Source organism: Pseudomonas sp. AAC, assembly GCF_000725445.1.
Lineage (GTDB): Bacteria > Pseudomonadota > Gammaproteobacteria > Pseudomonadales > Pseudomonadaceae > Pseudomonas > Pseudomonas citronellolis.
The window spans coordinates 694642-721354 of the sequence record NZ_KL647095.1; the positions used below are offsets into that span (position 1 = coordinate 694642).

24 protein-coding genes are annotated in these 26713 nt (G+C 68.9%); 13 read left to right on the top strand and 11 right to left on the bottom strand.

What is annotated here, in order from left to right:
- Nucleotides 1-58 precede the first annotated feature (58 nt).
- The 8 genes from FG99_RS08580 to FG99_RS08615 all read left to right on the top strand — a co-directional run bounded on the left by FG99_RS08580 (nucleotide 59) and on the right by FG99_RS08615 (nucleotide 7796).
- A complete protein-coding gene (locus tag FG99_RS08580) occupies nucleotides 59-1030 on the top strand; it encodes an aliphatic sulfonate ABC transporter substrate-binding protein (RefSeq protein WP_043268823.1) in 972 nt (323 codons plus the stop codon).
- A gap of 80 nt (nucleotides 1031-1110) precedes the next feature.
- Entirely contained in the window at nucleotides 1111-2121 is a 1011-nt protein-coding gene (gene tauA / locus FG99_RS08585) for a taurine ABC transporter substrate-binding protein (RefSeq protein WP_043268825.1), read from the top strand.
- A 191-nt stretch (nucleotides 2122-2312) separates the two neighbouring features.
- A complete protein-coding gene (locus FG99_RS08590; protein ID WP_043268827.1) occupies nucleotides 2313-3104 on the top strand; it encodes a taurine ABC transporter ATP-binding protein in 792 nt (263 codons plus the stop codon).
- Nucleotides 3094-3912: an ABC transporter permease subunit gene (locus FG99_RS08595; RefSeq protein WP_009613191.1), complete on the top strand. Its 819-nt coding sequence runs from the start codon at nucleotides 3094-3096 to the stop codon at nucleotides 3910-3912. Before FG99_RS08590 ends, FG99_RS08595 begins: the two co-directional genes overlap by 11 nt.
- 191 nt (nucleotides 3913-4103) lie before the next feature.
- Nucleotides 4104-4940, top strand: coding sequence for a taurine dioxygenase (gene tauD, locus FG99_RS08600; RefSeq protein WP_043268829.1), 837 nt, complete (start codon nucleotides 4104-4106; stop codon nucleotides 4938-4940).
- A 188-nt stretch (nucleotides 4941-5128) separates the two neighbouring features.
- Nucleotides 5129-7153 (top strand): OPT family oligopeptide transporter, encoded by a 2025-nt coding sequence (locus FG99_RS08605; RefSeq protein WP_043268831.1) that lies wholly within the window; start codon nucleotides 5129-5131, stop codon nucleotides 7151-7153.
- Between the two features lie 68 nt (nucleotides 7154-7221).
- Complete coding sequence (locus FG99_RS08610) at nucleotides 7222-7437, top strand: ribbon-helix-helix domain-containing protein (protein WP_009613188.1); 216 nt, start codon at nucleotides 7222-7224, stop codon at nucleotides 7435-7437.
- Nucleotides 7431-7796 (top strand): type II toxin-antitoxin system VapC family toxin, encoded by a 366-nt coding sequence (locus FG99_RS08615; protein WP_043268833.1) that lies wholly within the window; start codon nucleotides 7431-7433, stop codon nucleotides 7794-7796. The genes FG99_RS08610 and FG99_RS08615 overlap by 7 nt, the downstream gene beginning before the upstream one ends.
- Here the strand turns inward: FG99_RS08615 and FG99_RS08620 are convergent.
- From FG99_RS08620 to FG99_RS08660, 10 genes are all read right to left on the bottom strand, one after another.
- Entirely contained in the window at nucleotides 7784-8509 is a 726-nt protein-coding gene (locus FG99_RS08620) for a DUF6796 family protein (protein ID WP_043268835.1), read from the bottom strand. The genes FG99_RS08615 and FG99_RS08620 overlap by 13 nt on opposite strands.
- Nucleotides 8506-8688 carry a hypothetical protein gene (locus tag FG99_RS08625; RefSeq protein ID WP_043268837.1) on the bottom strand — a complete coding sequence of 61 codons (183 nt, stop codon included), beginning with the start codon at nucleotides 8686-8688 and terminating at the stop codon, nucleotides 8506-8508. The genes FG99_RS08620 and FG99_RS08625 overlap by 4 nt, the downstream gene beginning before the upstream one ends.
- On the bottom strand, nucleotides 8685-9833 hold the full coding sequence (locus FG99_RS08630) for a PepSY-associated TM helix domain-containing protein (RefSeq protein ID WP_043268839.1): 1149 nt from the start codon (nucleotides 9831-9833) through the stop codon (nucleotides 8685-8687). The genes FG99_RS08625 and FG99_RS08630 overlap by 4 nt, the downstream gene beginning before the upstream one ends.
- A 7-nt stretch (nucleotides 9834-9840) precedes the next feature.
- Nucleotides 9841-12252: a TonB-dependent receptor gene (locus tag FG99_RS08635; protein ID WP_051878609.1), complete on the bottom strand. Its 2412-nt coding sequence runs from the start codon at nucleotides 12250-12252 to the stop codon at nucleotides 9841-9843.
- Nucleotides 12253-12353: 101 nt separating this feature from the next.
- On the bottom strand, nucleotides 12354-13322 hold the full coding sequence (locus FG99_RS08640; protein ID WP_043268841.1) for a FecR domain-containing protein: 969 nt from the start codon (nucleotides 13320-13322) through the stop codon (nucleotides 12354-12356).
- Nucleotides 13319-13825: a sigma-70 family RNA polymerase sigma factor gene (locus FG99_RS08645; RefSeq protein ID WP_043268844.1), complete on the bottom strand. Its 507-nt coding sequence runs from the start codon at nucleotides 13823-13825 to the stop codon at nucleotides 13319-13321. The genes FG99_RS08640 and FG99_RS08645 overlap by 4 nt, the downstream gene beginning before the upstream one ends.
- 128 nt (nucleotides 13826-13953) lie before the next feature.
- Nucleotides 13954-15909 (bottom strand): choline BCCT transporter BetT, encoded by a 1956-nt coding sequence (gene betT, locus FG99_RS08650; RefSeq protein ID WP_051878752.1) that lies wholly within the window; start codon nucleotides 15907-15909, stop codon nucleotides 13954-13956.
- A gap of 302 nt (nucleotides 15910-16211) precedes the next feature.
- A complete protein-coding gene (locus FG99_RS32000) occupies nucleotides 16212-16553 on the bottom strand; it encodes a hypothetical protein (RefSeq protein ID WP_156060056.1) in 342 nt (113 codons plus the stop codon).
- Nucleotides 16554-16665: 112 nt separating this feature from the next.
- Nucleotides 16666-17562 (bottom strand): sigma 54-interacting transcriptional regulator, encoded by an 897-nt coding sequence (locus tag FG99_RS08655; RefSeq protein WP_043268848.1) that lies wholly within the window; start codon nucleotides 17560-17562, stop codon nucleotides 16666-16668.
- A gap of 90 nt (nucleotides 17563-17652) precedes the next feature.
- A complete protein-coding gene (locus tag FG99_RS08660) occupies nucleotides 17653-18432 on the bottom strand; it encodes a MetQ/NlpA family ABC transporter substrate-binding protein (protein WP_043268850.1) in 780 nt (259 codons plus the stop codon).
- 426 nt (nucleotides 18433-18858) lie between these two features.
- On the opposite strand from FG99_RS08660, the gene FG99_RS08665 reads away from it, so the two are divergent.
- From FG99_RS08665 to FG99_RS08675, 3 genes are read left to right on the top strand one after another with little or no spacing between them, the layout of a single operon-like run.
- Nucleotides 18859-20295 carry a cytochrome ubiquinol oxidase subunit I gene (locus tag FG99_RS08665; RefSeq protein ID WP_043268852.1) on the top strand — a complete coding sequence of 479 codons (1437 nt, stop codon included), beginning with the start codon at nucleotides 18859-18861 and terminating at the stop codon, nucleotides 20293-20295.
- 2 nt (nucleotides 20296-20297) lie between these two features.
- A complete protein-coding gene (gene cydB / locus FG99_RS08670) occupies nucleotides 20298-21305 on the top strand; it encodes a cytochrome d ubiquinol oxidase subunit II (protein ID WP_009613175.1) in 1008 nt (335 codons plus the stop codon).
- A gap of 10 nt (nucleotides 21306-21315) precedes the next feature.
- Nucleotides 21316-21462 carry a DUF2474 domain-containing protein gene (locus tag FG99_RS08675; RefSeq protein WP_009613174.1) on the top strand — a complete coding sequence of 49 codons (147 nt, stop codon included), beginning with the start codon at nucleotides 21316-21318 and terminating at the stop codon, nucleotides 21460-21462.
- Nucleotides 21463-21839: 377 nt separating this feature from the next.
- On the opposite strand, the gene FG99_RS08680 is transcribed toward FG99_RS08675, so the two are convergent.
- Complete coding sequence (locus FG99_RS08680) at nucleotides 21840-23051, bottom strand: MFS transporter (RefSeq protein ID WP_043268854.1); 1212 nt, start codon at nucleotides 23049-23051, stop codon at nucleotides 21840-21842.
- Nucleotides 23052-23353: 302 nt separating this feature from the next.
- On the opposite strand from FG99_RS08680, the gene FG99_RS08685 reads away from it, so the two are divergent.
- Nucleotides 23354-26185 (top strand): xanthine dehydrogenase family protein molybdopterin-binding subunit, encoded by a 2832-nt coding sequence (locus tag FG99_RS08685; RefSeq protein ID WP_043268856.1) that lies wholly within the window; start codon nucleotides 23354-23356, stop codon nucleotides 26183-26185.
- The gene (locus tag FG99_RS08690; protein WP_009613171.1) at nucleotides 26178-26711 is read left to right on the top strand and encodes a (2Fe-2S)-binding protein; all 534 of its coding nucleotides are present in this window, start codon (nucleotides 26178-26180) and stop codon (nucleotides 26709-26711) included. The genes FG99_RS08685 and FG99_RS08690 overlap by 8 nt, the downstream gene beginning before the upstream one ends.
- The last annotated feature ends 2 nt before the right edge of the window (nucleotides 26712-26713 follow it).

Here is a 26713-nt window from a genome sequence, read left to right on the forward strand (position 1 = left end):
GTCCAGTGGTCCGTCCTCGCTCTGCAGGCGGCCGCCCCGTACCCGAGGAGCCGTACCCATGTCCCGCAGCCCGTTCCTGCGCCGTTTCGCCGTCGGCCTCGCCGCCTCCGCCGCCCTGCTGGGCGCCCTGGGCGCGCACGCCGAAGGCAGCCTGCGCATCGGTTTCCAGAAGTCCTCCACCCTGCTGACCATAGTCAAAGCCCAGGGCACCCTGGAGCGCGAGCTGGGCAAGCAGGGCATCAAGGTGTCCTGGCATGAGTTCCCCAGCGGCCTGCCGCTGCTCGAATCGCTCAACGTCGGCAACGTCGACCTGTCCGCCGACGTCGCCGACACTGTGCCGGTGTTCGCCCAGGCCGCCGGCGCGCAGCTGACCTACTTCGCCCGCGAAACCCCGTCGCCCACCGCGCAGTCGATCCTGGTGCCGGAGGATTCGCCGCTGAAATCCCTGGCCGATCTGAAAGGCAAGCGCGTGGCCGTGACCAAGGCCGCTGGCAGCCACTACCTGCTGATCGCCGCATTGGCCAAGGCCGGCCTGAAGTTCTCCGACATCCAGCCTGCCTACCTGACCCCCGCCGACGGCCGCGCCGCCTTCGAGAACCACAAGGTGGACGCCTGGGTGACCTGGGACCCCTACGTCGCCAGCGCCCAGCGCCAGCAGCACGCCCGCGTGCTCGCCGACGGCCAGGGCCTGGCCAGCTACCAGCGTTACTACCTGGCCTCCAGCGACTACGCCAAGGCCCACCCGCAAGTGCTCGGGCAGGTCTTCGCCGAACTGCAGAAGACCGGGCGCTGGGTGAAGCAACACCCGGCCGACGCGGCCAAGCTGCTCGGCCCGCTGTGGGGCAACCTCGACGCCGCCACCGTGGAGCAGGCCAACGCCCGCCGCAGCTACGACGTGCAGCCGGTGCGCGCCGACGGCCTCGACGAGCAGCAGCGTATCGCCGATGCCTTCTACGCCGAGGGCCTGCTGCCCAAGCCGGTGGACGCCCGCGCCGTGCAGGTCTGGCAGCCGGACCTGGCGCGCAACTGAAGCGAATTTCCCGCCGCTCCGCGAGGGGCGGCCCGTCACGGCCCGGCCGGCCGCCCCGAATGCATTTCCAGGAGCACCCCATGAAACGCACTTTCGCCCCGCGCCGCCTGCTGGCCGCGCTCGCCCTGGTCGGCGTCGCCGGCATCGCCCAGGCCGACATCACCCTCGGCTACCAGACCGGCGTGGACCCGACCAAGGTCCCGCAGGCCGACGGCACCTACGAAAAAGCCATCGGCGAGAAGCTCGACTGGCGCCGCTTCAACAGCGGCCCGGAAGTGGTCGCCGCCATCGCCTCGGGCGACGTGCAGCTCGGCAACCTGGGTTCCAGCCCGCTGGCCGCCGCCACCTCGCGCGGCCTGCCGATCGTGGCCTTCATCGTCACTGCGCAGATCAACGCCGCCGAGGCCCTGGTGGTGCGCAACGGCAGCAGGATCGAGAAGCCCGAGGACCTGGTCGGCAAGACCATCGCCACGCCCTTCGTCTCCACCTCGCACTACAGCCTGCTGGGCGCGCTCAAGCACTGGAAGATCGACCCCACCAAAGTGAAGATCGTCAACCTCAACCCCACCGAGATCGCCGCCGCCTGGCGCCGTGGCGACATCGACGGTGCCTTCGTCTGGTCGCCGGCCCTGGGCGAGATCAAGAAGAGCGGCAAGGTGCTGACCGACGCTGCGGAAGTGGGCAAATGGGGCGCGCCGACCTTCGAAGTCTGGGTGGCGCGCAAGGACTTCGCCGAGAAGCACCCGGAGGTGCTGGCCAAGTTCGCCCGCGTGACCCTCGACTCCTTCGCCGACTACAACGCGCACAAGGCCCAGTGGACCGCCGATTCCGAGCAGGCGAAGAAGATCGCCCGGCTGACCGGAGCGGCGCCTGAGGACGTGCCCGAGTTGCTGGCCGGCAGCGCCTTCCCCGAGACCAAGGAGCAGCTTTCCAGCGCGCTGCTGGGCGGCGGCACCGCCAAGGACATCGCCGGGACCGCGGCCTTCCTGAAGGAGCAGAAGCGCGTGTCGTCGGTGCTCAAGGATTACTCGCCCTACGTCAGCGCGGAGTACGTGCGCCAGGCGGAGAGCGTGCAGGTGGGGCAGCGCTGAGAGTACTGGGAAGCCCGCTGAAGAGCCCCTCTCCCCAGCCCTCGCCCTGAAAGGAGAGGGAGCCGTCCGTCGCCAGGCCTGGGCACCGATTCCCGGGGATGGCACGGGTAGCCCCCTCTCCCGCTTGCGGGAGAGGGCGGGGGGAGAGGGTGCTCCAGCGAGCCACTTCTTACCCTGCGGAGGGCAGAAACATGAGCCGTCTGACGGCCGAGGCCGTGAGCCTTTCTTTCCAGCAGCATGGCCAGACCCGGCGCGTGCTGCATGAGCTGACCCTGGACGTGGCCAAGGGCGAGTCCCTGGTGGTGCTGGGCCCTTCGGGCTGCGGCAAGTCCAAGCTGCTCAACGTCCTGGCCGGGTTCCAGAAGCCCGACCGCGGCCGCGTGCAGATCGACGGCCGGACTCTCGAAGGCCCCGGCGGCGAGCGTGGCGTGGTGTTCCAGGACGACGCCCTGATGCCCTGGCTGGACGCCCTCGACAACGTCGCCCTGGGCCTGCGCATCCGCGGCCTGGGCCGCGCCGAGCGCGAGGCCCGCGCCCGCGCGGTGCTGGCCCTGGTGGGCCTGCAGGAGCACGCGCATTACCGCGTCTCGCAGCTTTCCGGCGGCCAGCGCCAGCGCCTGGGCCTGGCCCGCGCGCTGGCGGTGGAGCCGGACTTCCTGCTGCTGGACGAGCCCTTCGGCGCCCTCGACGCCCTGACCCGCGAGCGCATGCAGGTGCTCACCCTGGACCTGTGGCGCAAGACCGGCAAGGGCCTGTTCCTGATCACCCACAGCGTCGACGAGGCGCTGTTCCTGGCCACCGACCTGGTGGTCATGGACGGCCCGCCGGCGCGCATCGTCAAGCGCCTGCGCCCGGACTTCGCGCGGCGCTACGCGGCCGGCGAGCCGGTGCGCTCGATCAAGGCCGACCCCGAGTTCGGCCGCCTGCGTCAAGAGTTGTTGGATGAGTTCCTCGAAGAACCGGAGGCCGAACATGCCCACTGACACCCTCAGCGCCAAGCTGCCTGCCCGCCGCCGCGCCAAGCCTGCCCGCCCACGCGACGCGCGGCGCTGGGCCGCCGCCGGGAGCATCGCCGCACTCGCCGCGCTCTGGTGGTTCGCCACCCATTTCGGCTGGGTCGACACGCTGTTCCTGCCGGCTCCCGAGCAGCTCTACGAAGCTTTGCAGCGGGTGCTCGCCGAAGGCTACGTCGACGCCACGCTGTGGCAGCACATCGGCACCAGCCTGCTGCGCGTGCTGCTGGCCCTCGGCGCGGCGGTGCTCACGGCGATTCCGCTGGGCATCCTCATGGGCCTCAACCCGCTGGTGGGCGCCGCGCTCGACCCGCTGGTGGAGTTCTACCGGCCGATCCCGCCGCTGGCCTACCTGCCGCTGATCGTCATCTGGTTCGGCATCGGCGAGCTGTCCAAGGTGCTGCTGATTTACCTCGCGCTGTTCGCCCCGTTGCTGATCGCCACCGCCGCCGGCGTGCGCCGCGTGGACAGGTCGCGCATCCAGGCGGTGCGCTGCCTGGGCGCCAACCGCTGGCAGGTGGTGCGCCACGTAGTGCTGCCCAGCGCCCTGCCGGAAGTCCTCACCGGCCTGCGCATCGCCCTGGGCGTGGGCTGGTCGACCCTGGTCGCCGCCGAGCTGATCGCCGCCAACCGCGGGCTGGGCTTCATGGTGCAGTCGGCGGCGCAGTTCCTGGCGACCGATGTGGTGGTGCTGGGGATTCTGCTGATCGCCGGGATCGCGTTGAGCTTCGAGGTGGGTTTGCGCTGGTTGCAGGGGCGGTTTGCTTCCTGGGAGTAGGGGGAGGAGCAAGAGCCAGAGCCAGAGCCCCTCACCCTAACCCTCTCCCGCAAGCGGGAGAGGGGACTGATCGGAGCTGCCGGCTAGCTCGGCGCTCGACTGACACACCGAACAAAGCCCCCTCTCGCGCTTGCGGGAGAGGGCTGGGGAGAGGGTGCTCTTCCCCGCACAGAACACGAGAGAGAAAAGAAATGACCACCCTGACCCTGGCCCCCCTCAGCCCCGCCCTGGGCGCCGTAGTCTCCGGCATCGACCTGCGCCAGCCGCTGGACGACGCCCAGCAGCAGGCCATCGAGCAGGCCCTGCTCACCCACCAGGTGCTGTTCTTCCGCGACCAGCCGCTGACTCCTTCGCAGCAGGCCGCCTTCGCCGCGCGCTTCGGCGACCTGCACATCCACCCGATCTACCCCAGCGTGCCCGAGCAGCGCGAGGTGATCGTGCTCGACACCGCCGTCACCGACGTGCGCGACAACGCCATCTGGCACACCGACGTGACCTTCCTGGAAACCCCGGCCCTGGGCGCGGTGCTGGCCGCCAAGCAACTGCCGCCCTACGGTGGCGACACCCTCTGGGCCAGTGGCATCGCCGCTTTCGAGGCGCTGTCCAAACCCTTGCAGCGCCTGCTCGACGGCCTGACCGCCACCCACGACATCAGCAAGTCCTTCCCCCAGGAACGTTTCGGCGCCACTGACGCCGACCTGGCGCGGCTGGAGGAGGCGCGCAAGAAGAACCCGCCGCGCTCGCACCCGGTGATCCGCACCCACCCGGTCACCGGGCGCAAGGCGCTGTTCGTCAGCGACGGCTTCACCACCCGCATCAACGAGTTGTCGGCGGCCGAGAGCCGGGCCATCCTCGACCTGCTGTTCGCCCACGTCGCCCGCCCGGAGTTCACCGTGCGCTGGCGCTGGCGCGAGAACGACGTGGCCTTCTGGGACAACCGCGTGACCCAGCACTACGCGGTGGACGACTACCGCCCGCAGCGCCGGGTGATGCACCGCGCGACCATACTCGGCGACAAGCCGTTCTGACCCCCGCACGCCAACCCTTGCCCTTGTAGGAGCGAGCTTGCTCGCGAACCGCCTCGTGCCGAAGCTGTTCGCGAGCAAGCTCGCTCCTACGAAAAGCGGGGGGCGTCGCCTGGGCGACATTCGGTGACGTGGGCGCGCGCGCCGCTCTGGCCTAAGCTTGGCAGGTTGCCTTTCAGAGACTTCCTTCCATGCTCGAACGGATTCCGGACGAATCGAACCTGGCCGAACTGACCCTGCGCGGGCTCATCCTCGGCGCCCTCATCACCGTCGTCTTCACCGCCTCCAACGTCTACCTGGGCCTGAAGGTCGGGCTGACGTTCGCCTCCTCGATCCCCGCCGCGGTGATCTCCATGGCGGTGCTGCGCTACTTCTCCGGCTCGAACATCCTGGAGAACAACATGGTGCAGACCCAGGCCTCGGCCGCCGGCACCCTGTCGTCGATCATCTTCATCCTCCCGGGGCTGCTGATGATCGGCTACTGGGCCGGCTTCCCGTTCTGGCAGACGGCGGCCATCTGCTCCATCGGCGGCATCCTCGGGGTGCTCTACACCATCCCGCTGCGCCGGGTGATGGTGGTGCAGAGCAGCCTGCCGTACCCCGAGGGCGTGGCGGCGGCGGAAATCCTCCGTGTCGGCAGCCATGACGAGGAACACCCGCAGGCCGGCGACGGCAGCAAGCCGGGCCTGCGCGACATCCTCGCCGGCGGTCTGGTGGCGGCGTTGTTCAGCCTGTTCAGCAGCGGCTTCAAGCTGCTGGCCGAGGGCTTCAGTTTCTGGATCAGCGCCGGCCAGGCGGCCTTCCGCCTGTCCACCGGCTTCTCCCTGGCGCTGGTGGGCGCCGGCTACCTGATGGGCATCACCGCCGGCATCGCCATCCTCATCGGCGTGGTGATCGCCTGGGGCGTGGCGGTGCCGCTGCTCACCGTGAACAGCACCCTGGCCGCCGGGCAGAGCCTGCCGGAACTGGCCAGCAAGCTGTGGAGCAGCCAGGTGCGCTTCCTCGGCGCCGGCACCATAGGCGTGGCCGCGCTCTGGACCCTGGCCACCCTGTTCAAGCCCATGGTGCAGGGCGTCTGGGCCTCGCTCGGCGCCATCAGCGGACGCGTCGAGGCCAGCGACCTGCGCACCGAGCGCGACATGCCGGCGGCCTGGATCCTGGCCATCGCCGCGGTCCTGCTGGTGGCGCTGTTCGTGGTCTTCGCCTACTTCCTCGGCCAGGCCGCGCCGGACCTCGCCGGCTTCGCCTTCTGGGGACTGGTGGCCACCTGCGTGGTGTTCGCCTTCTTCTTCGGCTTCCTGATCGCCGCCGCCTGCGGCTACATGGCCGGCCTGGTGGGTTCCTCCAGCAGCCCGATCTCCGGCATCGGCATCATCGCGGTGATCCTGGTGTCGCTGCTGATCCTCGGCGTCGGTTCGCTGGAGACCGGCTTCCTGGCCCGCGAGGGCGGCAAGCTGGCGATCGCCCTGGCGCTGTTCACCACCTCGGTGGTGCTGGCCATCGCCGCCATTTCCAACGACAACCTGCAGGACCTCAAGACCGGCTACCTGGTCGGCGCCACGCCCTGGCGCCAGCAGGTGGCGCTGATCGTCGGCTGCCTGGTGGGCGCGCTGGTGATCCCGCCGGTGCTGGAGCTGCTGTACAACGCCTACGGCTTCACCGGCGCCCTGCCACGCGAGGGCATGGACCCCGGCGCGGCCCTGGCCGCGCCCCAGGCGACGTTGATGACCGCCATCGCCAGCGGGATTTTCCATAACGCGCTGAACTGGAACATGATCCTCATCGGCGTGGCCCTGGGCATCGCCCTGATCCTCGTCGACGTGCTCCTGCGCCGCACCGGCAAGGCCAGCCTGCCGGTGCTGGCCGTGGGCCTGGGCATCTACCTGCCGCCGACCATCGGCATGACCCTGGTGGTGGGCGCGGTGCTCGCCTGGCTGCTGGAAAGCGCGCTGAAGAAGCGCGCCCAGGCCGCCGGGGTGGACGAGGAGAAGTACGCCGACCTGCCGCGCCGCCGCGGCGTGCTGCTGGCTTCGGGGCTGATCGTCGGCGAGAGCCTGATGGGCATCCTGCTCGCCGCGCTGATCGGCACCAGCGGCAAGGACGCGCCCCTGGCGCTGGTCGGCGCCGGCTTCGAGGACACCGCGCAGTGGCTGGGGCTGCTGGTGTTCGTGGTGGTCTGCGTGCTGTTCCACCGCCAGGTGCTGGGCAAACGCTGATACAAACGCAGGCTTGGTCGATCGGGGATGTGTGATATATGTTATCGATATCACATATGGAGGGCACCATGCGTACCCTGGTCGACATCCCTGCCGAACATCTCGAGGCGCTCAACGCCCTGGGCGAGCAACAGCAGCAATCGCGCGCCGCGCTGATCCGCGAGGCGGTCGCCGAGTACCTGGTCCGGCACCGCCGGCAGGATGCCGAGGCCGCCTTCGGCCTGTGGAACGGCAGCGCCGGCGACGGCCTGGCCTACCAGGAGAAGGTGCGCGAGGAATGGTGAAGGCGCTGTTCGACACCAACATCCTCATCGACTACCTCAACGGCCACGAGCAGGCCCGCGACGAGCTGCGCCGCTACGATGACCCCGCCATCAGCATCGTCACCTGGATGGAGGTTATGATCGGCGCCACGCCCGCCACCGCCGCGGCCACCCGCGCCTTCCTCGACAGCTTCGCCCTGGTGCCGCTCGACGCGCCCGTCGCCGAGCGCGCCGTGGCGGTGCGCCAGGCGCTGCGGGTGAAGCTGCCGGACGCCATCATCAAGGCCAGCGCCGAGGTGCAGGGGCGCCTGCTGGTCACCCGCAACACCAGGGACTTTCCCGTCGACGACGCCGGCGTGCGCCTGCCCTACCGGCTCTGAGCCCCGCGCCGGGCGAACCACAGGCTGGAGAAGGCGTAGGCGACGAACCAGCCGATGTTGATGCCGGCGCCGCGCAGCCAGGTGGCCAGCGGCTCCGCCAGCGCGGCGGGGGCGAAGTGGCCCAGCACCCCCAGGCTCAGCGGGTTGAGCAGCAGCGCGCTGCTGCGCGGCAGGCGCGTGCGCCCGCAGGCGATGGCCAGGGCGAGCACGCCCAGCCCGGCCACCAGGCCGCCCACCGCCGCCACCCAGGCGATCATCAGCAGGCGGTGGAACTGCTCGCCCAGCGCCAGCAGCGCCGGGTGGGCGTCCGCCGGCACCAGCAGGAGGGTCTTGTAGACCATCCCCAGGTGGTAGAAGGCGGCGTGCCCCAGCGGCGAGTAGGCGTTGCCGCAGACCAGCAGGGCGAACAGCGTCCAGGCCATCCAGCCCCGGCCGCGGGCGACCAGGAACCAGTGCCAGGCGCCGAGCAGGTACAGCGGCATGGCCAGCACCGCCACCAGGGCGCCGAAGGCCAGGCGCGGCTCGCTGTTGGGCAGCATGTAGTCCAGGCCTTCGAAGCTGATCCGCGCCAGGTAGTCCTGCAGCGGCGGGTAGTCGGCGAGGTTGGCCCGGGCGCCGAGCAGGCCGGCGTCGCCGATCATCCAGAACACCGCGGCCAGCAGCCCGGCGTAGCCGCACAGGCGCAGGGTGCGGTCGCCGTAGATCGGGTTCATGGCGACGGCCTGCGGGCGCGGGCCAGCGCCGCCAGGATCACCACCAGGGGAATGCCCAGGGCGAACCAGGACAGCGCGTCCCAGGGGCCGTCGCCGACCAGCGCGGAAACCAGCCCCACCAGGCTGAGCACGGCCAGCGCCAGGGGCCAGCGGAACACCCTCCACAGGTTGCGCTTCATGCCTCGCCCTCCGCGGCCAGGTGCCCGGCCTGCAGGTCGGCCAGGCGTTTCTCCAGGGTCTTGCGCCGCGCGAACCACAGGTACAGGCCGCTGCCGAGGACGACGATGGCCACCAGGTCGAGTAGCGTCCAGACGATCTTCAGCGGCAGCCCGCCGTAGTCGCCGAAGTGCAGCGGCTGCGAGAGGAACAGCGTCTTCACGTACAGCGGCATCTCGCGGATGTCGGTCAGCTCGCCGGTCTGCGCGTCCACCAGGGCCGGCTTGAGCAGGCGCTTGGTCAGCGGCGTGGCGCCGTGCATGAACACCGCGTAGTGGTGCTGGCTGCTGAACTGGGTGCCGGGGAAGCCGATGAAGCTCATGGTCATGTCCGGCGCCGCCGCCTGGGCGGTCTGCAGCGCCTTGTGCAGCGAGCCGTTGTCGGCCATGGGCGGCGCGTCGCGGTAGGGCGCGGTCATGTCGGCCAGCTGGTCGCTGCGCCAGAGCATGAGGATCGGCAGCGCCAAGGTGTTGATCACCCCGGTGGCGCCCACCACCAGCACCCAGGCCAGGGTGACGATGCCCAGCATGTTGTGCAGGTCCAGCCACTTCACCCGGCGGCTGCGCCGGGTGCGCACCGCGGCGAAGTCGAGCTTGCGCATGAAGGGCGTGTAGACCACCACCCCGGATACCAGCGAGGCCACCAGCAGCAGCCCCATGAAGCCGAGGAACAGGTAGCCGGGCAGGCCCATGAACAGGTCGGTGTGCAGCTTGAGCATCAGGTACATGAAGCCGCCGGGCGGCGGCTCTGGGTCGAAGAACTCGCCGGTGCGCGCGTCGAACGGCTGCACGTGGCCGATCTCCGGCGGCGGCACCAGGCTGGGCGCGGTGATCACCGCGCCCAGCGGCTCGTCGGGGTCGAACACCACGAAGCGCACCACCTCGCCCGGGCGCGCGGCCAGGGCGCGGGCCACCACATCGTCGTAGTCGATGCGCGGCGACTCGGCGGTCAGCGGCTTGAGCTCCGGGTGCGGTTCCAGGTAGTGCTCGATCTCCTCGTGGAAGATCAGCGGCAGGCCGGTCAGGCACAGCAGCAGGAGGAACAGCGTGGACACCAGGCTGGTCCACTTGTGCACCAGGTACCAGGTGCGCAGGGCTTTCGCGGTCATGGGCGCCTCAGAAGTCCGCGGTCAGCGACAGCGACAGGGTGCGCGGCGAGCTGACGGTCATGTAGCCGTTGGACGCGGTCCAGTAGTCCTTGGCCAGCAGGTTCTCCAGGTTGGCCCGCGCCACCAGCGGCTTGCCGGCGACCTGGAAGGCATAGCTGGCGCCGACGTCGACGCGGTTCCAGTGCGGGACCTTGAGGTCGTTGGTGGTGTCCAGGTAGGCCGCGCCGGTGTAGATCCAGCGGCCGTCGAGGGTCAGCCCCCGGACGAACGGGGTGTCCCAGCTCAGCCCCAGGTTGGCCTGGCGCCGCGGCACGCCGGGGGCGTCCTGGCCTTCGCTGGCGGGGTTGGCGGTCTTGCTCTGCTCGGCCTTGATGTAGGTGGCGCCGGCCAGCACGCGCAGGTCGTCGGTCAGTTCGCCGAACAGGCTCAGCTCGATGCCGCGGTTGCGTTGCTCGCCGTCGGCGCGGAACACGTTGTCGGCGTCGAGGAAGGCGTTGGGCTTCTTGATCTCGAATAGCGCCAGGGTGGTGGTGAAGCTGCCCAGTTCGTACTTGGCGCCGACCTCGTACTGCTCGGCCTTGTACGGCGCCAGCGCCTGGCCGGCGTTGGCCGCGGTGGAGGGCGGGGTGTCGCCCTGGCTCAGGCCCTGGATGTAGTTGGCGTACAGCGACAGCTCGTCCAGCGGCTTGACCAGCAGGCTGAACATCGGCGTCCAGGCGTGCTCGTCGTACTTGTTGGTGCGCGCCCCGCTGGACGGGTCGTAGTCCTTGGACTGCACCGTCTGCCGGCGCACGCCGGCGGTGAACTGCACACGCTCGTCGAGGATCGACAGCTTGTCGGCCAGGGCCACGCCGGAAAGGTCGGTTTCGTTGGTCTTGGGGATGCCGCCGTCGAGGCTGGAGAAGTCCGGGATCGGCGTGTGCGGCGAGGTCTCGTAGAGGCTGCCCGGCTGCATGCCGGTGAACACGTAGACCATGCCCAGGCGCTCGTGCAGGCGGTTGGCGCTGAGCGTCCAGTCGTGGCGCACCGGGCCGGTGTCGAAGTCGCCGCGCAGGCCGGCCTCGCCGGAGTAGGTGCGGCGGTCGGCGCGCTGGCGCGCCAGGCCGTTGATGATGTCGCCCTGGTTGCCGTTGAGGATGCTGTTGGCGGCGATGGTCTCGTAGTTGCTCTGCCGCCCGCCGATGCTGGCGAAGGCGGTGAGGTGGTCGCCGAGGTCGTACTCGCCGCGGTTGACCAGGGAGTAGTCCTCCTGGTCCAGGTAGGAATCGCGCAGGCCGAAGCGCGTCTTGGAGTCCGGCGCGTGGGGGATGCTGGTGGCGTTGCCGGTGATCACCGGGCGCACCACGCCCTCCAGGCTTTCCTTCTGGTACAGCAGGTCGCTGGACAGGCGCAGGCGCTCGCCGCGGAAGTCCAGGGCCAGGGACATCAGCGGGAACTCGCGGCTCTGGTGGTCGATGGCGGTGTCGCCGTTGCGGTACACGCCGTTGAAGCGCACGCCGAAGGCGTTGCCCTCGCCGAAGCGGCGGCCGATGTCCAGGTGCGTGCCGACCTGCGAGCGGTCGGTCCAGTCCAGGCTGACGCGGGTCAGCGGCTGGTCCTCGGCGCGCTTGGGCACCAGGTTGATGGTGCCGCCGACGCTGCCGCCGGGGGACATGCCGCCGAGCAGGGCGGTGGGGCCCTTGAGCACTTCGACGCGCTCGGCGAACTCGATCGGCACCCGCCAGTAGGGCAGCACGCCGTACAGGCCGTTGAGGGCGACGTCGGCGTTGTTCACGTTGAAACCGCGGATGACGTAGGTGTCCACCAGGTCGCCGCGGCCGCCGACCACCCGCACCGACGGGTCGTTGGCCACCAGCAGGTCGGCGACGCTGCGCGCCTGCTGCGCCTCGATGGTCTGCGCGGTGTAGCTGGTGACGCTGAAGGGCGTGTCCATGAGGTCGGCGTTGCCCAGCATGCCCAGGCGCGCGCCGCTGGCCACCTGGCCGCCGGCATAGGCGGGCGGCAGCGTCTCGGCGCCGAGGCTGGCGGTGATGGTGCTGGCCGACAGGGCCACGGCGCCGTCGGTGGGCAGTGGCCGCAGCACGTAGCTGCCGTTGGCCTGGGGCTCGGCCTCCAGGCCGCTGCCGGCGAGCAGCGCGCTGAAGCCGCCGGTGACGTCGTAGCTGCCGTGCAGGCCGGTGGACTGGCGGCCGCGCAGTTGCGCGGCGTCGAACGACAGGGCCACCCCGGCGGCGCTGGCGAAGCGCCCGAGCACCTCGGCCAGCGGGCCGGCGGCGATGTCGTAGCGCGCGGCTTCCGCGGCCTGGGCCGTGGTGGCGGCGAGCGCGCCGGCGCCCAGGGCCAGGGCGATGGCCAGGGCCAGCGGTTTGTGCAACGAGCGGCTGCCGGTGGTCGGCGCCGGGGCGGTGTAGCGGTTCATGCAAGCTCCCCCAAGTTGGGCCAGATGGCCCGGAATAAGAGGGGGCCGGGCGAGGGCGGGAAAAAGTGCAAGGGCGGGCGGATTTTTTTCGCCCCCGGCGTTCAGGCGCGTGGCTGCACGCTGACCCAGAAGCGCGTATGGCGCACGATGCGCAGGTCGAAGCCGGATTCCAGGGCGGCCAGGGCCAGGTCGGTGTCGCCGATGGGGAAGTTGCCGGAGACCTTCAGGCCGGCCACCCGCGGGTCGCAGTGCAGCACGCCGCTGCGGTAGCGCGAGAGTTCCTCCAGCAGCTCGCCCAGCGGGCGGTCCACGGCGATCAGGCTGCCGGCCAGCCAGGCGGCGGTGTTGGCGTCGTTGTGCCGCAATTGGCCGAGTTCCAGCGCGTCGAGGTCGAGCTGCTCGCCGCCGTGCAGGATGCGGCTGCGCTGCGGCGCGGCCTGGGGGCGGACTTCCACGGCCTTGTCGAGCACGGCGACGCGGGTGCGGCCGTCGAGCAGGCGCACGCTGAAGCGGGTGCCCAGGGCGAGGATGCGGCCCTGGGGCGTCTCCACGCGGAAGGGCCGCGCGCTGCCGCTGGGGTCCGGCGCGGTGCTGACGAAGATTTCCCCGCGCAACAGGCGCAGCAGGCGTTGTCGGGGGTCGAAGAGCACGTCCACCGCGCTATCGGTGTTGAGCGTCAGCGAGGAGCCGTCGGCCAGGGTGACTTCGCGGCGTTCGCCCACCGCGCTGCGGTAGTCGGCCAGCCATGCCTGCCAGGGCGTGTCGCGCCAGGCCAGCCAGGCCAACGGCAGGCCCAGGGCGAGGCTGCCCAGGCCGCCGAGCATCTGCCGCCGCGACAGCGCGCGGGCGCCCAGCGTCGGCCCGGCCAGTTGCCCCGGCACCCGGGCGAACTGCTGGCGCACCTGTTCCACCCGGGCCCAGGCGCGCTGGTGCTCGGCGCTGGCGGCGTACCAGTGCTGCCAGGCGTTGCGGTCGGCATCGCTGGCCTGGCCGGAATAGAGGCGCGCGTACCACTGGGCCGCGGCGCGGATGGCCTGGCGCTCGGTCTCGCTGGGAGTGGCGGTGCTCATGGCAGCATCAGGCAGCAGTGTTCCATGGCCTTGGCCATGTGGTTGTTCACCGTGCGCAGGGAAATGCCCTGGCGCTCGGCGATCTCGGCGTAGGTCAGGCCTTCCACCTGGGCCAGCAGGAAGCTGCGCTTGACCTTGGCGCCCAGGCCGTCGAGCAGGCGGTCGATCTCCATCAGCGCCTCGAACAGCAGGGCCTGGGTCTCCGGCGAGGGCTGCTCGTCTTCCGGTAGGCTGGCCAGGGCTTCCAGGTAGGCCTGTTCCAGCGCGCGGCGGCGGAAGTGGTCGACCATCAGGCCGCGGGCGACGGTGGCCAGGTAGTCGCGTGGCTCGCGGATTTCGCTGGCGTTGCGCGCGCGCAGCACGCGGACGAAGGTGTCCTGGGCCAGGTCGGCGGCATCGCAGGCATTGCCCAGGCGGCGCCGCAGCCAGCCGTGCAGCCAGCCGTGGTGCTCGCTGTAGAGGTCGCGCAGGGCGTGCTGTGGGTCGAGGACGGTCGCCGACATGGGAATGGCCTGGAAAAAGAATGGCCAATGATAATCACTATCAATTGCCTATTTCCAGGCCTCCCTTGGTCGCGTCTGGAAACTGTCTACGCAGCCATGCCGACGCATGGCGGATCGTAGACGGCTTCTCAGCGGACCAGATGCAGGAACTGCAGATGCCGCTCGTACTGGTCGAGCATGTCGTTGATGATCTGCTCCTTGCCGTAGCCCATCAGGTCGTAGTCCTGGCTGCCCTCGGCCAGGTGCACCTCGGCGCGGAAGTAGCGGCGGTTCTTCAGGTGCAGGCCGCCCATGCCGGCGCGGGCGAAGGACGGCGTGAAGTAGCCGCGCATCGATACCTGGTAGTAGAACGGGTGCTGCTCGCCGTGGCCGATCTCCAGGCTCAGCTCCAGGTTGCCCGGGTCGAGGTCGGCGTCCACCTGCAGGCCCTTGTCGCGGAACACCTCCGCCACCTCGGCCATCGCCGGGCTCACCACGTCCGCCAGGAAGCGGTACACCTCGTCGCGGGTGGGGAAGTGCACGGCCTGGGAGATGCGCCGCTTCCAGCCGCCGGCCTTGGCCGCCAGCGGCGGCGCCAGGGAGTGGCTGCGCGCGCGCTGGCGCTGGGATTCGAGGTAGAAGGCCTTGTGCAGGCCCCACATCATCAGCAGCAGGATCAGCGAGAAGGGTAGCGAGGTGAGCACCACCGCTGATTTGAGCGCGTCGATGCTGCCGGCGAACAGCAACCCGCCGGTGACCAGCGCGGTGGCCAGGCCCCAGAACACCCGCAGCCACTTGGGCCCGTCGTCGTCGGCGCTGCCGCCGCGGGCGGAGAGGGTGGAGAGCACCACGGTGCCGGAGTCGGCCGAGGTGACGAAGAACACGAAGCTGACCAGCACGGTCACGGCGATCAGCGCGCGGCTGCCGGGGTAGTCCTGCAGCAGCTGGTAGAGCGCCATCTGCGGCTCCGCCAGGGCCACCCGGCCGAGCTCGACGGCGCCGTGGTTGAGCACCTGGTCCAGGGCGCTGTTGCCGAAGATCGACATCCACGCCAGGGTGAAGCCCAGGGGGATGAACAGCACGCCGAAGACGAATTCGCGGATGGTCCGCCCGCGGGAGATGCGCGCGATGAACAGGCCGACGAAGGGCGCCCAGGCGATCCACCAGGCCCAGTAGAACACCGTCCAGCCGCCCAGCCAGTCGCCGCCCTCGCCATAGGCGTAGAGGTCGAAGCTCTTGGTCGGCAGCGCGCCCAGGTAGTCGCCGATGTTCTGCACCAGGGTGTTGAGCAGGTGCTGGGTGGGCCCGGCGAACAGCACGAACAGCAGCAGGCCGCAGGCCAGCAGCATGTTGATGTCGGACAGCAGGCGGATGCCCTTGTCCACGCCGGACACCGCCACGGCGATGGCCGCGCCCATCATCAGGGCGATCAGCGTCATCTGCACCGGGTGGCTGTGGGCCACGCCGAACAGGTAGTCGAGCCCGGCGTTGAGTTGCAGCACGCCGAAGCCCATGTCCGCGCCCAGGCCGAACACGGTGGCGACGATGCCGAAGCAGTCCACGGTGTAGCCGATGGGCCCGTTGATGCGCTTGCCGATCAGCGGGTACAGCGCCGAGCGCAGCGCCAGCGGCAGGTTGTGGCGGTAGGCGAAGTAGGCCAGGGCCATGGCCACCAGGGCGAACACGCCCCAGCCGTGCAGGCCCCAGTGCAGGAACAGCAGCTGCATGGCCTGGCGCGCGGCCTCGGCGCCGCCGGCCGCGCCCTGGGGCGGCTGCAGGAAGTGCGTCAGCGGCTCGGACACGCAGAAGAAGAACAGGGTGATGCTGATGCCCGCGGCGAACAGCATGCCGGCCCAGGACAGGTAGCTGAATTCCGGCTCGTCGTGGTCGGCACCGAGCTTGATCTTCCCGTAGCCGGAAAGCGCGGTGACCACCACGAAGATCAGGTACAGCGTCATCGCCAGCAGGTAGTACCAGCCGACGTTGGCGGCGGCCCAGGCCTGGGCGTCGAGCAGCCATTGGCCGGCCTCGGCGGGAAAGCCGATGACCAGGGCGACGAACAACAGGATCAGCGCTGCCGCACCGTAGAAGACCGGTGGGTTCATGCGCATGGCGGGGGTGGGTGGCGCGGTGACGGAGGGGGAGGGAACGGCGGACAAAACGGGCGGGGTTCCTCGTGTTTTTAATTGATCAATCAATCAATATAAACACGAAAGGCCGTGCCAGGGCCAATCCTCGGGACCGATGGTCCCGCCGCCGGCCCCGTGCGGGGGCCGAGCGGAGCGGGTACTGCTTTACTTGCGGCGGCGCTTCACGCGGCGGACTTCACGGCGTTCCGGATCGACCTGCTGAGGTACGTTGAGGAAAGCGGTGGCGGCGAAAAAGCTGGCAAGAGCGGCAAAGCTGGTCACGATAGTCTCCAAAGGCGCCGGGGAAATTGGGTCCCGACTGCCTGACAGCCATTTTCCCTGATCTTCATGACAAAAAGAAGTTGATGCGCCTGATGATCGGTATCGATGTGGTCGATGAGGCTGATTTTTGCGGTAAATGTCAGAGAAATTCCTGTTTTTGACCTTTCCATCAGGATTCCCTGCCGTCGGCGGCGGGGTAGGCGAATCGTTTCACTGCGACCATTCGTCGCTTTTCGCGGACGTTCATGACTTAGGAGGCGCTTTTTCGCGGGGGCCGAGCTCCTTGCAGGAGCGCGCATGGCTTTTCGTAGGATGGTGTTGAGCGAAGCGATACCCATCAGCGCAACCGCATGGGTTTCGCAAGCTCAACCCATCCTACGAAAAGCACTCTGGTGCGGCTTGCAAGACAGTTGCTCCTACATTGCAGGCGAGCAGAAGAGCAGCTCGGCGTTACGGGGGCGGGTCTTCTTCCAATAACACGCGCAACTGCTCGCGCACGCCGGGCCGGCGCAGCAGCTGGCGCAGCTCCGCCGGCGCGGCGTCGGGCAGGTTCAGGTGCTGCGGCTGGATTTCCGCGCCCGGGCTGACCAGCAGGGCGAAGTGGATGACGTTCTCCAGCTCGCGGATGTTGCCCGGCCAGGGGTAGGCTTCCAGCGCCGCCTGGGTCGCTTCGCCGATGTGCGGCACCGGCAGGTCCAGGCGCTGGGCGTGGATGCCGAGGAAGTATTCGGCCAATGGCAGGATGTCGCCGATGCGCTGGCGCAGCGGCGGCAGTTCCAGGTCGCCGTCCACCAGGTATTGCCGCAGCGGTTCGAGGAACTTGCCGGCGGCCACCGCCTGGCCCAGGTCGATGCTGGTGGCCACCACCAGGCGCACGTCCACCGGGATCGGTTCGCGGGCGCCGACGCGCAGCACCTCGCGTTCCTGCAGCACGCGCAGGAGTTTTTCCTGCAAGGCCAGCGGCAGGTCGGCGATCTCGTCCAGGTACAGGGTGCCGCCGTTGGCCGAGCCCAGCCAGCCGGCGCGGCTGCCCACCGGGCCGTTGTGGGCGCCGGGGGCGTAGCCGAACAGCTCGGCCTCGGCGAAGTTGCGGCTCAGCGCGCTGCAGCTGACCGCGACGAACAGCCCGGGGCGCTCGCTGGCGCGGTGGATGTGCCGGGCCAGCAGTTCCTTGCCGGTGCCGGTCTCGCCGCGGATCAGCACCGGCTGCAGGCCCGGGGCCAGGCGTTCGACCTCGTCGCGCACCTGGTGCGAACGCGGGTCGAAGAACACCAGCGCCTTGGCGCGGATGCTCAGCGGGCTCTTGTCGGCGTCGGGGAAGGTCAGCAGCGGTTGGGGGACTTTCATCTGCGCGATCTCGAAATGAAAACGCCGGTGCGGATGCTCACCGGCGTGGGGGATGGGCGGCGCTGCGCGGCGCCGCCGGCTGGGCATCGATCAGAAGGCGGGGATCACCGCGCCGTCGTATTTCTTCTCGATGAAGGCCTTCACTTCCGGGCTGGTCAGGGCCGCGGAGAGTTTCTTCAGGGCGTCGCTGTCCTTGTTGTCCGGGCGCGCCACCAGGTAGTTCACGTAGGGCGAGTTGCGGTCTTCGAGGATCAGGGCGTCCTTCACCGGGTTGAGCTTGGCTTCCAGGGCGTAGTTGGTGTTGATCAGGTCCAGGTCGACCTGGTCCAGCACGCGCGGCAGCAGGGCCGATTCCAGCTCCTTGAACTTCAGGTGCCTGGGGTTCTCGGCGATGTCTTTCGGCGTGGCCAGGGCGTTGTGCGGGTCCTTCAGCTTGATGATGCCGGCCTTCTGCAGCAGGAGCAGGGCGCGGCCGCTGTTGCTGCCTTCGTTGGGCAGGGCCACGGTGGCGCCGTCGGGCAGCTCGGCCAGGGACTTGTACTTCTTCGAGTAGCCGCCGAAGGGCTCGACGTGCACGCCGGTCACGGTGACCAGGTCGGTGCCCTTGCCCTTGTTGAAGTTGTCCAGGTACGGCTTGGTCTGGAAGTAGTTGGCGTCCAGGCGCTTCTCGGCCACCTGCACGTTGGGCTGCACGTAGTCGGTGAAGACCTTGACCTCCAGGTCCACCCCTTCCTTGGCCAGGGTCGGCTTGATCAGTTCGAGGATTTCCGCGTGGGGCACCGGGGTGGCGGCCACCACCAGTTTCTCGTTGGCGTTGACCGAGGCGCTGAAGGCGGCGGCGAGGGCAGTGATGAGCAGCAGTTTCTTCATGACGGTGTCCTTGTAGGGCAGCGTGCCGGGCAGGTCGCGCTCGTGGCGGCGACGCGGGCGGCGGGGGTTGGCTCCGGCGCCTCTGCGGGCGCCGTTGGAGCGAAAGCTACCGGGATTTTTTATTCCATTAAAATATTATTTATTCATTTTTATATGACTGAAATTCATATTAAGACTGAGGCAAGCTGCCGCGCGGCAACCCGCCACGGCGGCATTTTCCGGGGCCGGGGGTACCATCGACGGGCTTTCTTGAGCTGCGTCAATGCATGCCCTGCTAGTCTTTGCTTGGCGTACCGCCGCGACCACAGGTCCGCCGGCCCGAACAAGAATCCGATTCCAGGATCACCACTGAAACTGTCGGCTCCCGTGGGCCGGCGAGTTGCCCGCTGCGTGCGACGACGGGCGTCACCCTGAAGAGGAAACGTCATGTTGGGTCTAGAGGCGTTGGAACTGGCGCGTATGCAGTTCGCCTTTACCGTCTCCTTCCACATCATCTTCCCCGCCATCACCATCGGCCTGGCCAGTTACCTGGCCGTGCTCGAAGGGCTGTGGCTGAAGAGCGGCCAGGAGGTCTACCGCGACCTCTATCACTTCTGGTCGAAGATATTCGCGGTGAACTTCGGCATGGGCGTGGTCTCCGGGCTGGTGATGGCCTACCAGTTCGGCACCAACTGGAGCCACTTCTCCGCCTACGCCGGGAGCATCACCGGGCCCTTGCTGACTTACGAGGTGCTGACCGCGTTCTTCCTCGAGGCGGGCTTCCTCGGCGTGATGCTGTTCGGCTGGAACCGCGTCGGCCCGGGCCTGCACTTCTTCGCCACGGTGATGGTGGCCCTGGGCACGCTGATGTCGACCTTCTGGATCCTCGCCTCCAACAGCTGGATGCAGACGCCGCAGGGCTTCGAGATCGTCGACGGGCGGGTGATCCCGGTGGACTGGTTCGCGGTGATCTTCAACCCGTCCTTCCCCTACCGCCTGCTGCACATGTCCATCGCCGCCTTCCTCGCCACCGCCTTCTTCGTCGGCGCCTCGGCGGCCTGGCACCTGCTGCGCGGGCGCGACAACCCGGCGATCCGCAAGATGCTCTCCATGGCCATGTGGATGGCGCTGCTGGTAGCGCCCATCCAGGCCATGATCGGCGACGCCCACGGGCTGAACACCCTGGAGCACCAGCCGGCGAAGATCGCCGCCATCGAAGGCCACTGGGACAACGCCGAAGGCGGCCCGACGCCGCTGATCCTGTTCGGCTGGCCGGACATGCAGCGCGAGGAAACCCGCTTCAAGGTCGAGATCCCGGTGCTCGGCAGCCTGATCCTGCGCCACAGCCTGACCGAGCCGATCCCGGCGCTGAAGGACTTCCCCCGCGAGGACCGGCCCAACTCCACCATCGTCTTCTGGTCGTTCCGCATCATGGCCGGCCTGGGCATGCTGATGATCCTGGTCGGCGTCTGGAGCCTGTGGCTGCGCTGGCGCGAGGGGCTGTACCGCAACCGCGCCTTCCTGCGCCTGGTGCTGTGGATGGGCCCCTCGGGGCTGCTGGCGCTGCTCGCCGGCTGGTTCACCACCGAGGTCGGCCGCCAGCCCTGGGTGGTCTACGGGCTGATGCGCACCGCCGACGGCGTGTCCAACCACAGCACCCTGCAGATGAGCCTGACCCTGGTGATGTTCGTGCTGGTGTACTTCTCGCTGTTCGGCGTGGGCATCGGCTACATGATGCGCCTGGTGCGCAAGGGCCCGGTCACCGACGAGGGCCGCGAGCACAACGAGGGCGGCGCCGGTCGCCAGCGCACCGCGGCGCGGCCGCTGTCGGCCACCGCCGAGGGCTTCGACGAGGATGACGACCACCCGGCGGGGAGGAACTGAGCATGGGTATCGACCTTCCGCTGATCTGGGCGGTGATCATCATCTTCGGTGTGATGATGTACGTGGTGATGGACGGCTTCGACCTCGGCATCGGCATGCTCTACCCGTTCTTCAAGGACGAGCGCGACCGCGACGTGATGATGAACACGGTGGCGCCGGTGTGGGACGGCAACGAGACCTGGCTGGTGCTGGGCGGCGCGGGGCTGTTCGGCGCCTTCCCGATGGCCTACTCGGTGGTGCTCTCGGCGCTGTACCTGCCGCTGGTGCTGATGCTGGTGGGGCTGATCTTCCGCGGCGTGGCCTTCGAGTTCCGCTTCAAGGCCAAGGCACACAAGCGGCACATCTGGGACAAGGCCTTCATCGGCGGCTCGCTGGCGGCGACCTTCTTCCAGGGCGTGGCGCTGGGAGCCTTCATCGAGGGCCTGCCGGTGGTCGACGGGCAGTACGCCGGCGACTCGCTGGCCTGGCTCGCGCCCTTCCCGCTGTTCTGCGGCCTGGGCCTGATCGTCGCCTACAGCCTGCTGGGCTGCACCTGGCTGATCATGAAGACCGAAGGCAAGCTGCAGGAGCGCATGCACGACCTGGCGCGGCCGCTGGCGCTGGTGCTGCTGGCGGTGATCGGCATCGTCAGCCTGTGGACGCCGCTGGCCCACGCCGAGATCGCCCAGCGCTGGTTCAGCCTGCCCAACCTGTTCTGGTTCGCCCCGGTGCCGCTGCTGGTGCTGCTGACCTTCTACGCCCTGCTGCGCTCGGTGGCGCGCAACGACAACGCGCAGCCCTTCGTGCTCACCCTGGTGCTGATCTTCCTCGGCTACAGCGGCCTGGGCATCAGCCTTTGGCCGAACATCATCCCGCCGGGGGTGAGCATCCAGGCCGCCTCGGCGCCGCCGCAGAGCCAGGGCTTCATGCTGGTGGGCGCGCTGTTCATCATCCCCTTCATCCTCGGCTACACCGCCTGGAGCTACTACGTGTTCCGCGGCAAGGTGAAGCACGGCGATGGCTACCACTGAGGGCTCGGCGATGAAACCGCAAACCGTGAAAGCGCCACTGTACAAGCGCCTGGGTTGGCTGGTGCTGATCTGGGCGGGTAGTGTCGCTGCCCTGGGCGTGGCGGCTTGGCTGATGCGCCTGCTGATGAATGCGGCGGGGTTGGGGACGCCGCACTGAGACTCCCACTTGGGCGCCTCCGGGTGCCTGTAGCCCTCGCTTTGGCGGGGGCTTTTTTATTGGGGGGCTTTTGGGCTTTTCGTAGGAGCGAGCTTGCTCGCGAATGGCGTCTCCCTGTCGCTACAGCGCTGGGGCTGACCCCGCCCCCTCTCCCTAACCCTCTCCCTGAAGGGAGAGGGGACTGTTGGGCAGATGCTGATATTTCGGCGTTAGCCGGCTAGCACAGGGATTACCGGCTGAAACCATTCCCCCTCTCGGCACGGACTAGCCCCCTCTCCCTTCAGGGAGAGGGCTGGGGAGAGGGCGCTCTGAAACCCGAACTCCAGAATCGCCGGGGAACTCTGTTCGCGAGCAAGCTCGCTCCTACGAAGAGCGCCTCAGTGCAGCTTGTCGCGCTGCGCCAACGTCGGAAACAGCCTCATCCACGCCCCGGTCACAACCAGCGTCCCCACGCCGCCAATAACCACCGCCGGCACCGTGCCGAACCAGTGCGCCGTCAGCCCCGACTCGAACTCGCCGAGCTGGTTGCTGGCGCCGATGAACAGCCCGTTCACCGCGCTGACGCGGCCGCGCATCTCGTCCGGGGTTTCCAGCTGCACGAAGGCGCCGCGGATCACCATGCTGATCATGTCCGCCGCGCCCAGCACCACCAGCACGCCCAGGGACAGCCAGAAGGACGTGGACAGGCCGAAGGCGATGGTCGCCACGCCGAAGATGCCCACCGCCAGGAACATGATGCGCCCGACGTTGCGCTCGATGGGGAAGCGCGCCAGCCAGAACGACATCAGCAGCGCGCCCAGCGCCGGCGCCGAGCGCAGCAGGCCCAGGCCCCAGGGGCCGGTGAGCAGGATGTCCTTGGCGAACACCGGCAGCAGCGCGGTGGCGCCGCCCAGCAGCACGGCGAACAGGTCCAGGGAGATGGCGCCGAAGATGTCCGGGCGGCTGCGGATGAAATGGATGCCGGCCATCAGCGAGGCCAGGCTGGCCTTGCCCTGGATGCTGTTCTGCCGGCGCGCCTGCAGGCTCAGCGACAGCGCGCAGGCCATGAAGTACAGCAGCGTGGTCGGCGCGTACACCCAGAAGGCGCCGAAGGCGTAGAGCAGGCCGCCCAGGGCCGGCGCGGCGATGGTCGCCGCCTGCATGGCCGAGGCCGAGGCCGCCACCGCGCGGGGGAAGAGGGCGCTGGGCACGATGTTCGGCAGCAGCGCCTGGGTGGTCGGCATCTCGAAGGAACGCGCGCTGCCGAGCAGGAAGGCCAGCACGAAGATCATCTCGCGGGTCACGTTGCCGGTGCTGGCGCCCAGCACCAGGGCCAGCGCCACCAGGCCCTGGGCCACCTGGCACAGGGCGGCGACCTTGCGCCGGTCGTAGCGGTCGGCGACGTGCCCGGTGTGCAGCATGAACAGCACCCGCGGCAGGAACTCCACCAGGCCCACCAGGCCGAGGTCGAGCACGTTGTGGGTCAGCTCGTACATGTGCCAGCCGATGGCCACGGTGAGCATCTGGAAACCGCTGGCGGTGCACACGCGGGCAAGCCAGAAGGCGAGGAAGGGACGGTGGCGGAGCAGCGAGGTGGCTTCGGCGGACATGGTGCGCGGACGACTGGTTAGGGAGCTAAGCAAAGGCCGGTGAGCGTAGCACGCCGTAACAAATTCGGTAGGCATTTTCCTTCAGACGAGTGGACGGCCACGGCGCATTCGGTTCGCTGACCGCCCTGCTTAACTTTTGCCTGAGGCGTGCGATTTGGGTAAAGTTGACGTATCGGTCAGGATTTTTCCGTAGGACGACGCGGCCCGCAACGCCGTCGTCGCGCCGTTCCACGCCTCGGTTCCGCCGGTTCCAGAACTCCATAACGACATGGGCGGGTAGTGCACCGCCCAGAGGATGATCCATGTCCAACCGTGATATCTCCCGGCGCGCCTTCCTCCAGGGCGGTCTGATCGCCGGCGTGAGCGTCACCCTGGCGCCGCTGGGCAGCCGGGCTTTCGCTGCCTTGATGGAGAAGAGCGTGACGGTGCCGGCCGAGCAGTGGCTCGGCCACGACGGCAAGGTGCGCTTGCGCAACGACGCCATTTCCAAGGTCTGCGGCAACAAGGTGTTCGCCCGCGACATCCGCGCCAAGGACATGCCCGGCTGGCCGCAGCAGCAGGGCCACGCCATGCTGCTGAAGACGCTCAAGGCCGACCGTATCTACGACGGCTACGACCTCGCCTGGCTGGGCGACGACCTGCAGCCGGACCGCATCGTCACCGCCGAGGACCTGGCCAAAGACGGCATCGCCTTCCCCGAGGCCCACGGGCCGGACCCGCTGCTGCCCACCGGCAAGGTGCCGATGTTCATCGGCCACCCGGTGGCCATCCTCATCTGGCACGACTTCGAGCGCTTCCGCCGGGCCAAGCTCAAGCTGAAGTTCAACGACAAGGCCATCCGCTACGGCGCCCAGGCGCCGCTGTACCAGGGCGACCCCTACGGCAGCTTCCGCTACGTGCGGGTGGGCGGGAAGACCTCGGCCGACGAGGACGAGTTCTCCAGCCTCAAGGCCTCGATCCTCTTCCCGATGATCCGCAACCGCAAGCCGGTGTGGGACCAGCAGCCCAGCCAGCACGGCAACCTCACCGAGCAGGGCCTGTTCTACGCGCAGAAGATCAAGGACCAGGTGGACAACCCGCCGGCCGACTGGCTGGTCTTCGACGAGCGCTACAGGACGCCGTCCATCGAGCCCGCCGCGCTGGAACCGGACAACGGCAACGGCTGGTACGACCCGGCCAGCAAGACCCTGCACTTCGTGGTCGCCACCCAGTGCCCGTTCGAGGCCGCCTACGAGACGGTGCACATGATCGCGCCGTCGCGCTTCGGCCTGGCCACGCTGAACATCCACCCCGGCTACACCGTCGGCTACGGCTCCAAGGACCACAACATCTTCGTCTACTACGCGGCCCTCGCCGCGCTGTACGGCGAAGGCGTGCCGGTGCGCCTGGCCAACGACCGCTACGAGCAGTTCCAGAGCGGCATCAAGCGCCACGCCTTCGACATCCATTACCAACTGGCGGTGGACAAGAAGGACCTGGGCTTCCGCATCTTCCGCGCCGAGATGAGCCTGGACGGCGGCGGCCGCGCCAACTACAGCGCCTCGGTGGCCGCCGTGGGCGCCACCGCCGCGCAGTCCATCTACTACATGCCGCAAAGCGACCTGCAGGCCACCGCCTACCATTCGCGCGGCGTCGAGGCCGGCTCCATGCGCGGCTACGGCACCCTGCAGAGCATGGCCTCCACCGAGATGATGGTGGACGAGATCGCCGAGCGCCTGGGCGTCGACCCCATCGAACTGCGCCGGCGCAACGCGCTGGTCTCGGGCATGAAGAACACCCAGGGCGCGGTGCCCGCCGGCGCCCTGCGTCTGCACGAGATCCTCGACAAGGCCGCCGCCCACGAGGTGTGGAAGAACCGCGCCGAGCGCAAGAAGCAGTTCGACGCGCAGGACCCGGACAACTGGTACGGCGTCGGCTTCGCCATCTGCCAGAAGGACTTCGGCACCGGCTCCGAGGCGCCCATGGCCAGCCTGGAGTTCGACGCCGAGGGGCGCATCCAGCTGCGCCACATCGGCATCGAGATCGGTACCGGCATGTCCACCTCCCAGGCCCTGGTCGCCGCCGACTTCCTCGGCCGCCCGGCGGACGAGGTGAAGACCGCCGAGACGCAGTGGCCGGAGCTGCAGCTGCTCAGCGGCGAAGACCCCTACACCATGAGCCAGGCCACCCAGGACGAGAAGCTGCGCAACCCGCGCTGGGTGGGCAAGTACGCCTCGGCGTCCTCGGCCACCAACTCGGCCTACTACTTCAGCCACGCCACCCGCGAGGCGGCGCGCGTGCTGTTCAACCACGGCCTGTGGCCGGCGGCCCTGGAAATCTGGCGCCAGGGCCCCTACGGCGGCCAGGCCAACCCCTACGTGGTGCGCCGCGAGGACGCCCACTGGGTGAACGGCGAACTCACCGCCAACGGCATGCAGCCGCTGCCCTTCGCCGTGCTGGCCAGGCGCGCCCACGAGCGCGGCCTGGTCACCGGCGCCACGGTGCATGCCTTCAACCGCTGGAGCTGGGCCGAGTGCGAGTTCAGCATCGACGGCGTCAGCGAGCGCCTGCCGCTGGACGGTCTGGCGGTGAAGTACGGCGACGGCGCGCCGGCCGCGAAGAAGGCGCAGATGACCAGCGCCGGCTTCCACCTGCTGGACCGCAGGAACGTGAACTACCCGCCGGTGCAGCTGAACAACGCCGCGGTCACCTACTACAGCCCGGTGGCCACCCTGGTGGAGCTGAAGGTCAACAAGGGCAGCCACGAGGTGCAGGTGCTCAACCACCACTCCTGGGTCGAGTGCGGCCGGGTGCTGGTGCCGGAGTTGGTCAAGGGCCAGATCGAGGGCGGCACCGCCATGGGCCTGGGCCACGCGCTGCTGGAAGAGATGCCGCTGCACGAGGGCGGCCCGGCCGAGGGCGACTGGAACTTCAACCGCTACCGCCTGCCGCGCGCCAAGGACGTGGCGGTGTGGCAGCAGACCTCGGAGATCCTCCCGCCGCTGTCGCCCAGCGACCCGTCCAAGGGCATCGCCGAAGTGGTGATGATCCCCATCGCCGGCGCCGTGGGCAACGCCATCGCCCACGCCATCGGCAAGCGCGTCCGCGACCTGCCCGCCACCCCCGCCCGCATCAAGGAGGCCCTCAATGGCTAAGCTCCAGCTGACCCTCAACGGTCAAGGCGTCGGCCCGGTCGAGGTCCCCGAAGACCTGCCGATGATCGACTACCTGCACGAATACCAGAACCTAACCGGCTCGCGCCTGGGCTGCGGTCAAGGCATCTGCCACGCCTGCGTGGTGATCGTCGACAACCCCGACGGCACCAGCGAGGAAGTGCGCACCTGCATCACCGGCGCCAACTGGTTCGACGGCAAGAAGGTGCGCACCATCGAAGGCCACGCCAAGCGCGATGCGCAGGGCCAGGTGAGCGAGCTCAACCCGATCCAGCAGAAGTTCGTCGAGCGCTTCGCCTTCCAGTGCAGCTACTGCGCGCCGGGCTTCGTCAACGCCGCCACCGTGCTGGTGGAAAAGGCCCAGCGCCAGCCGCTGAAGAAAAGCGAGCTGGAGTCGGCGATCGAGGCCAGCCTGGGCCACCACATCTGCCGCTGCACCGGCTACGTGCGCTACTACAACGCCACCGCCGAGGTCCTCAGCGACCTCGGCCTGGTCAAGGAGGGCTGAGC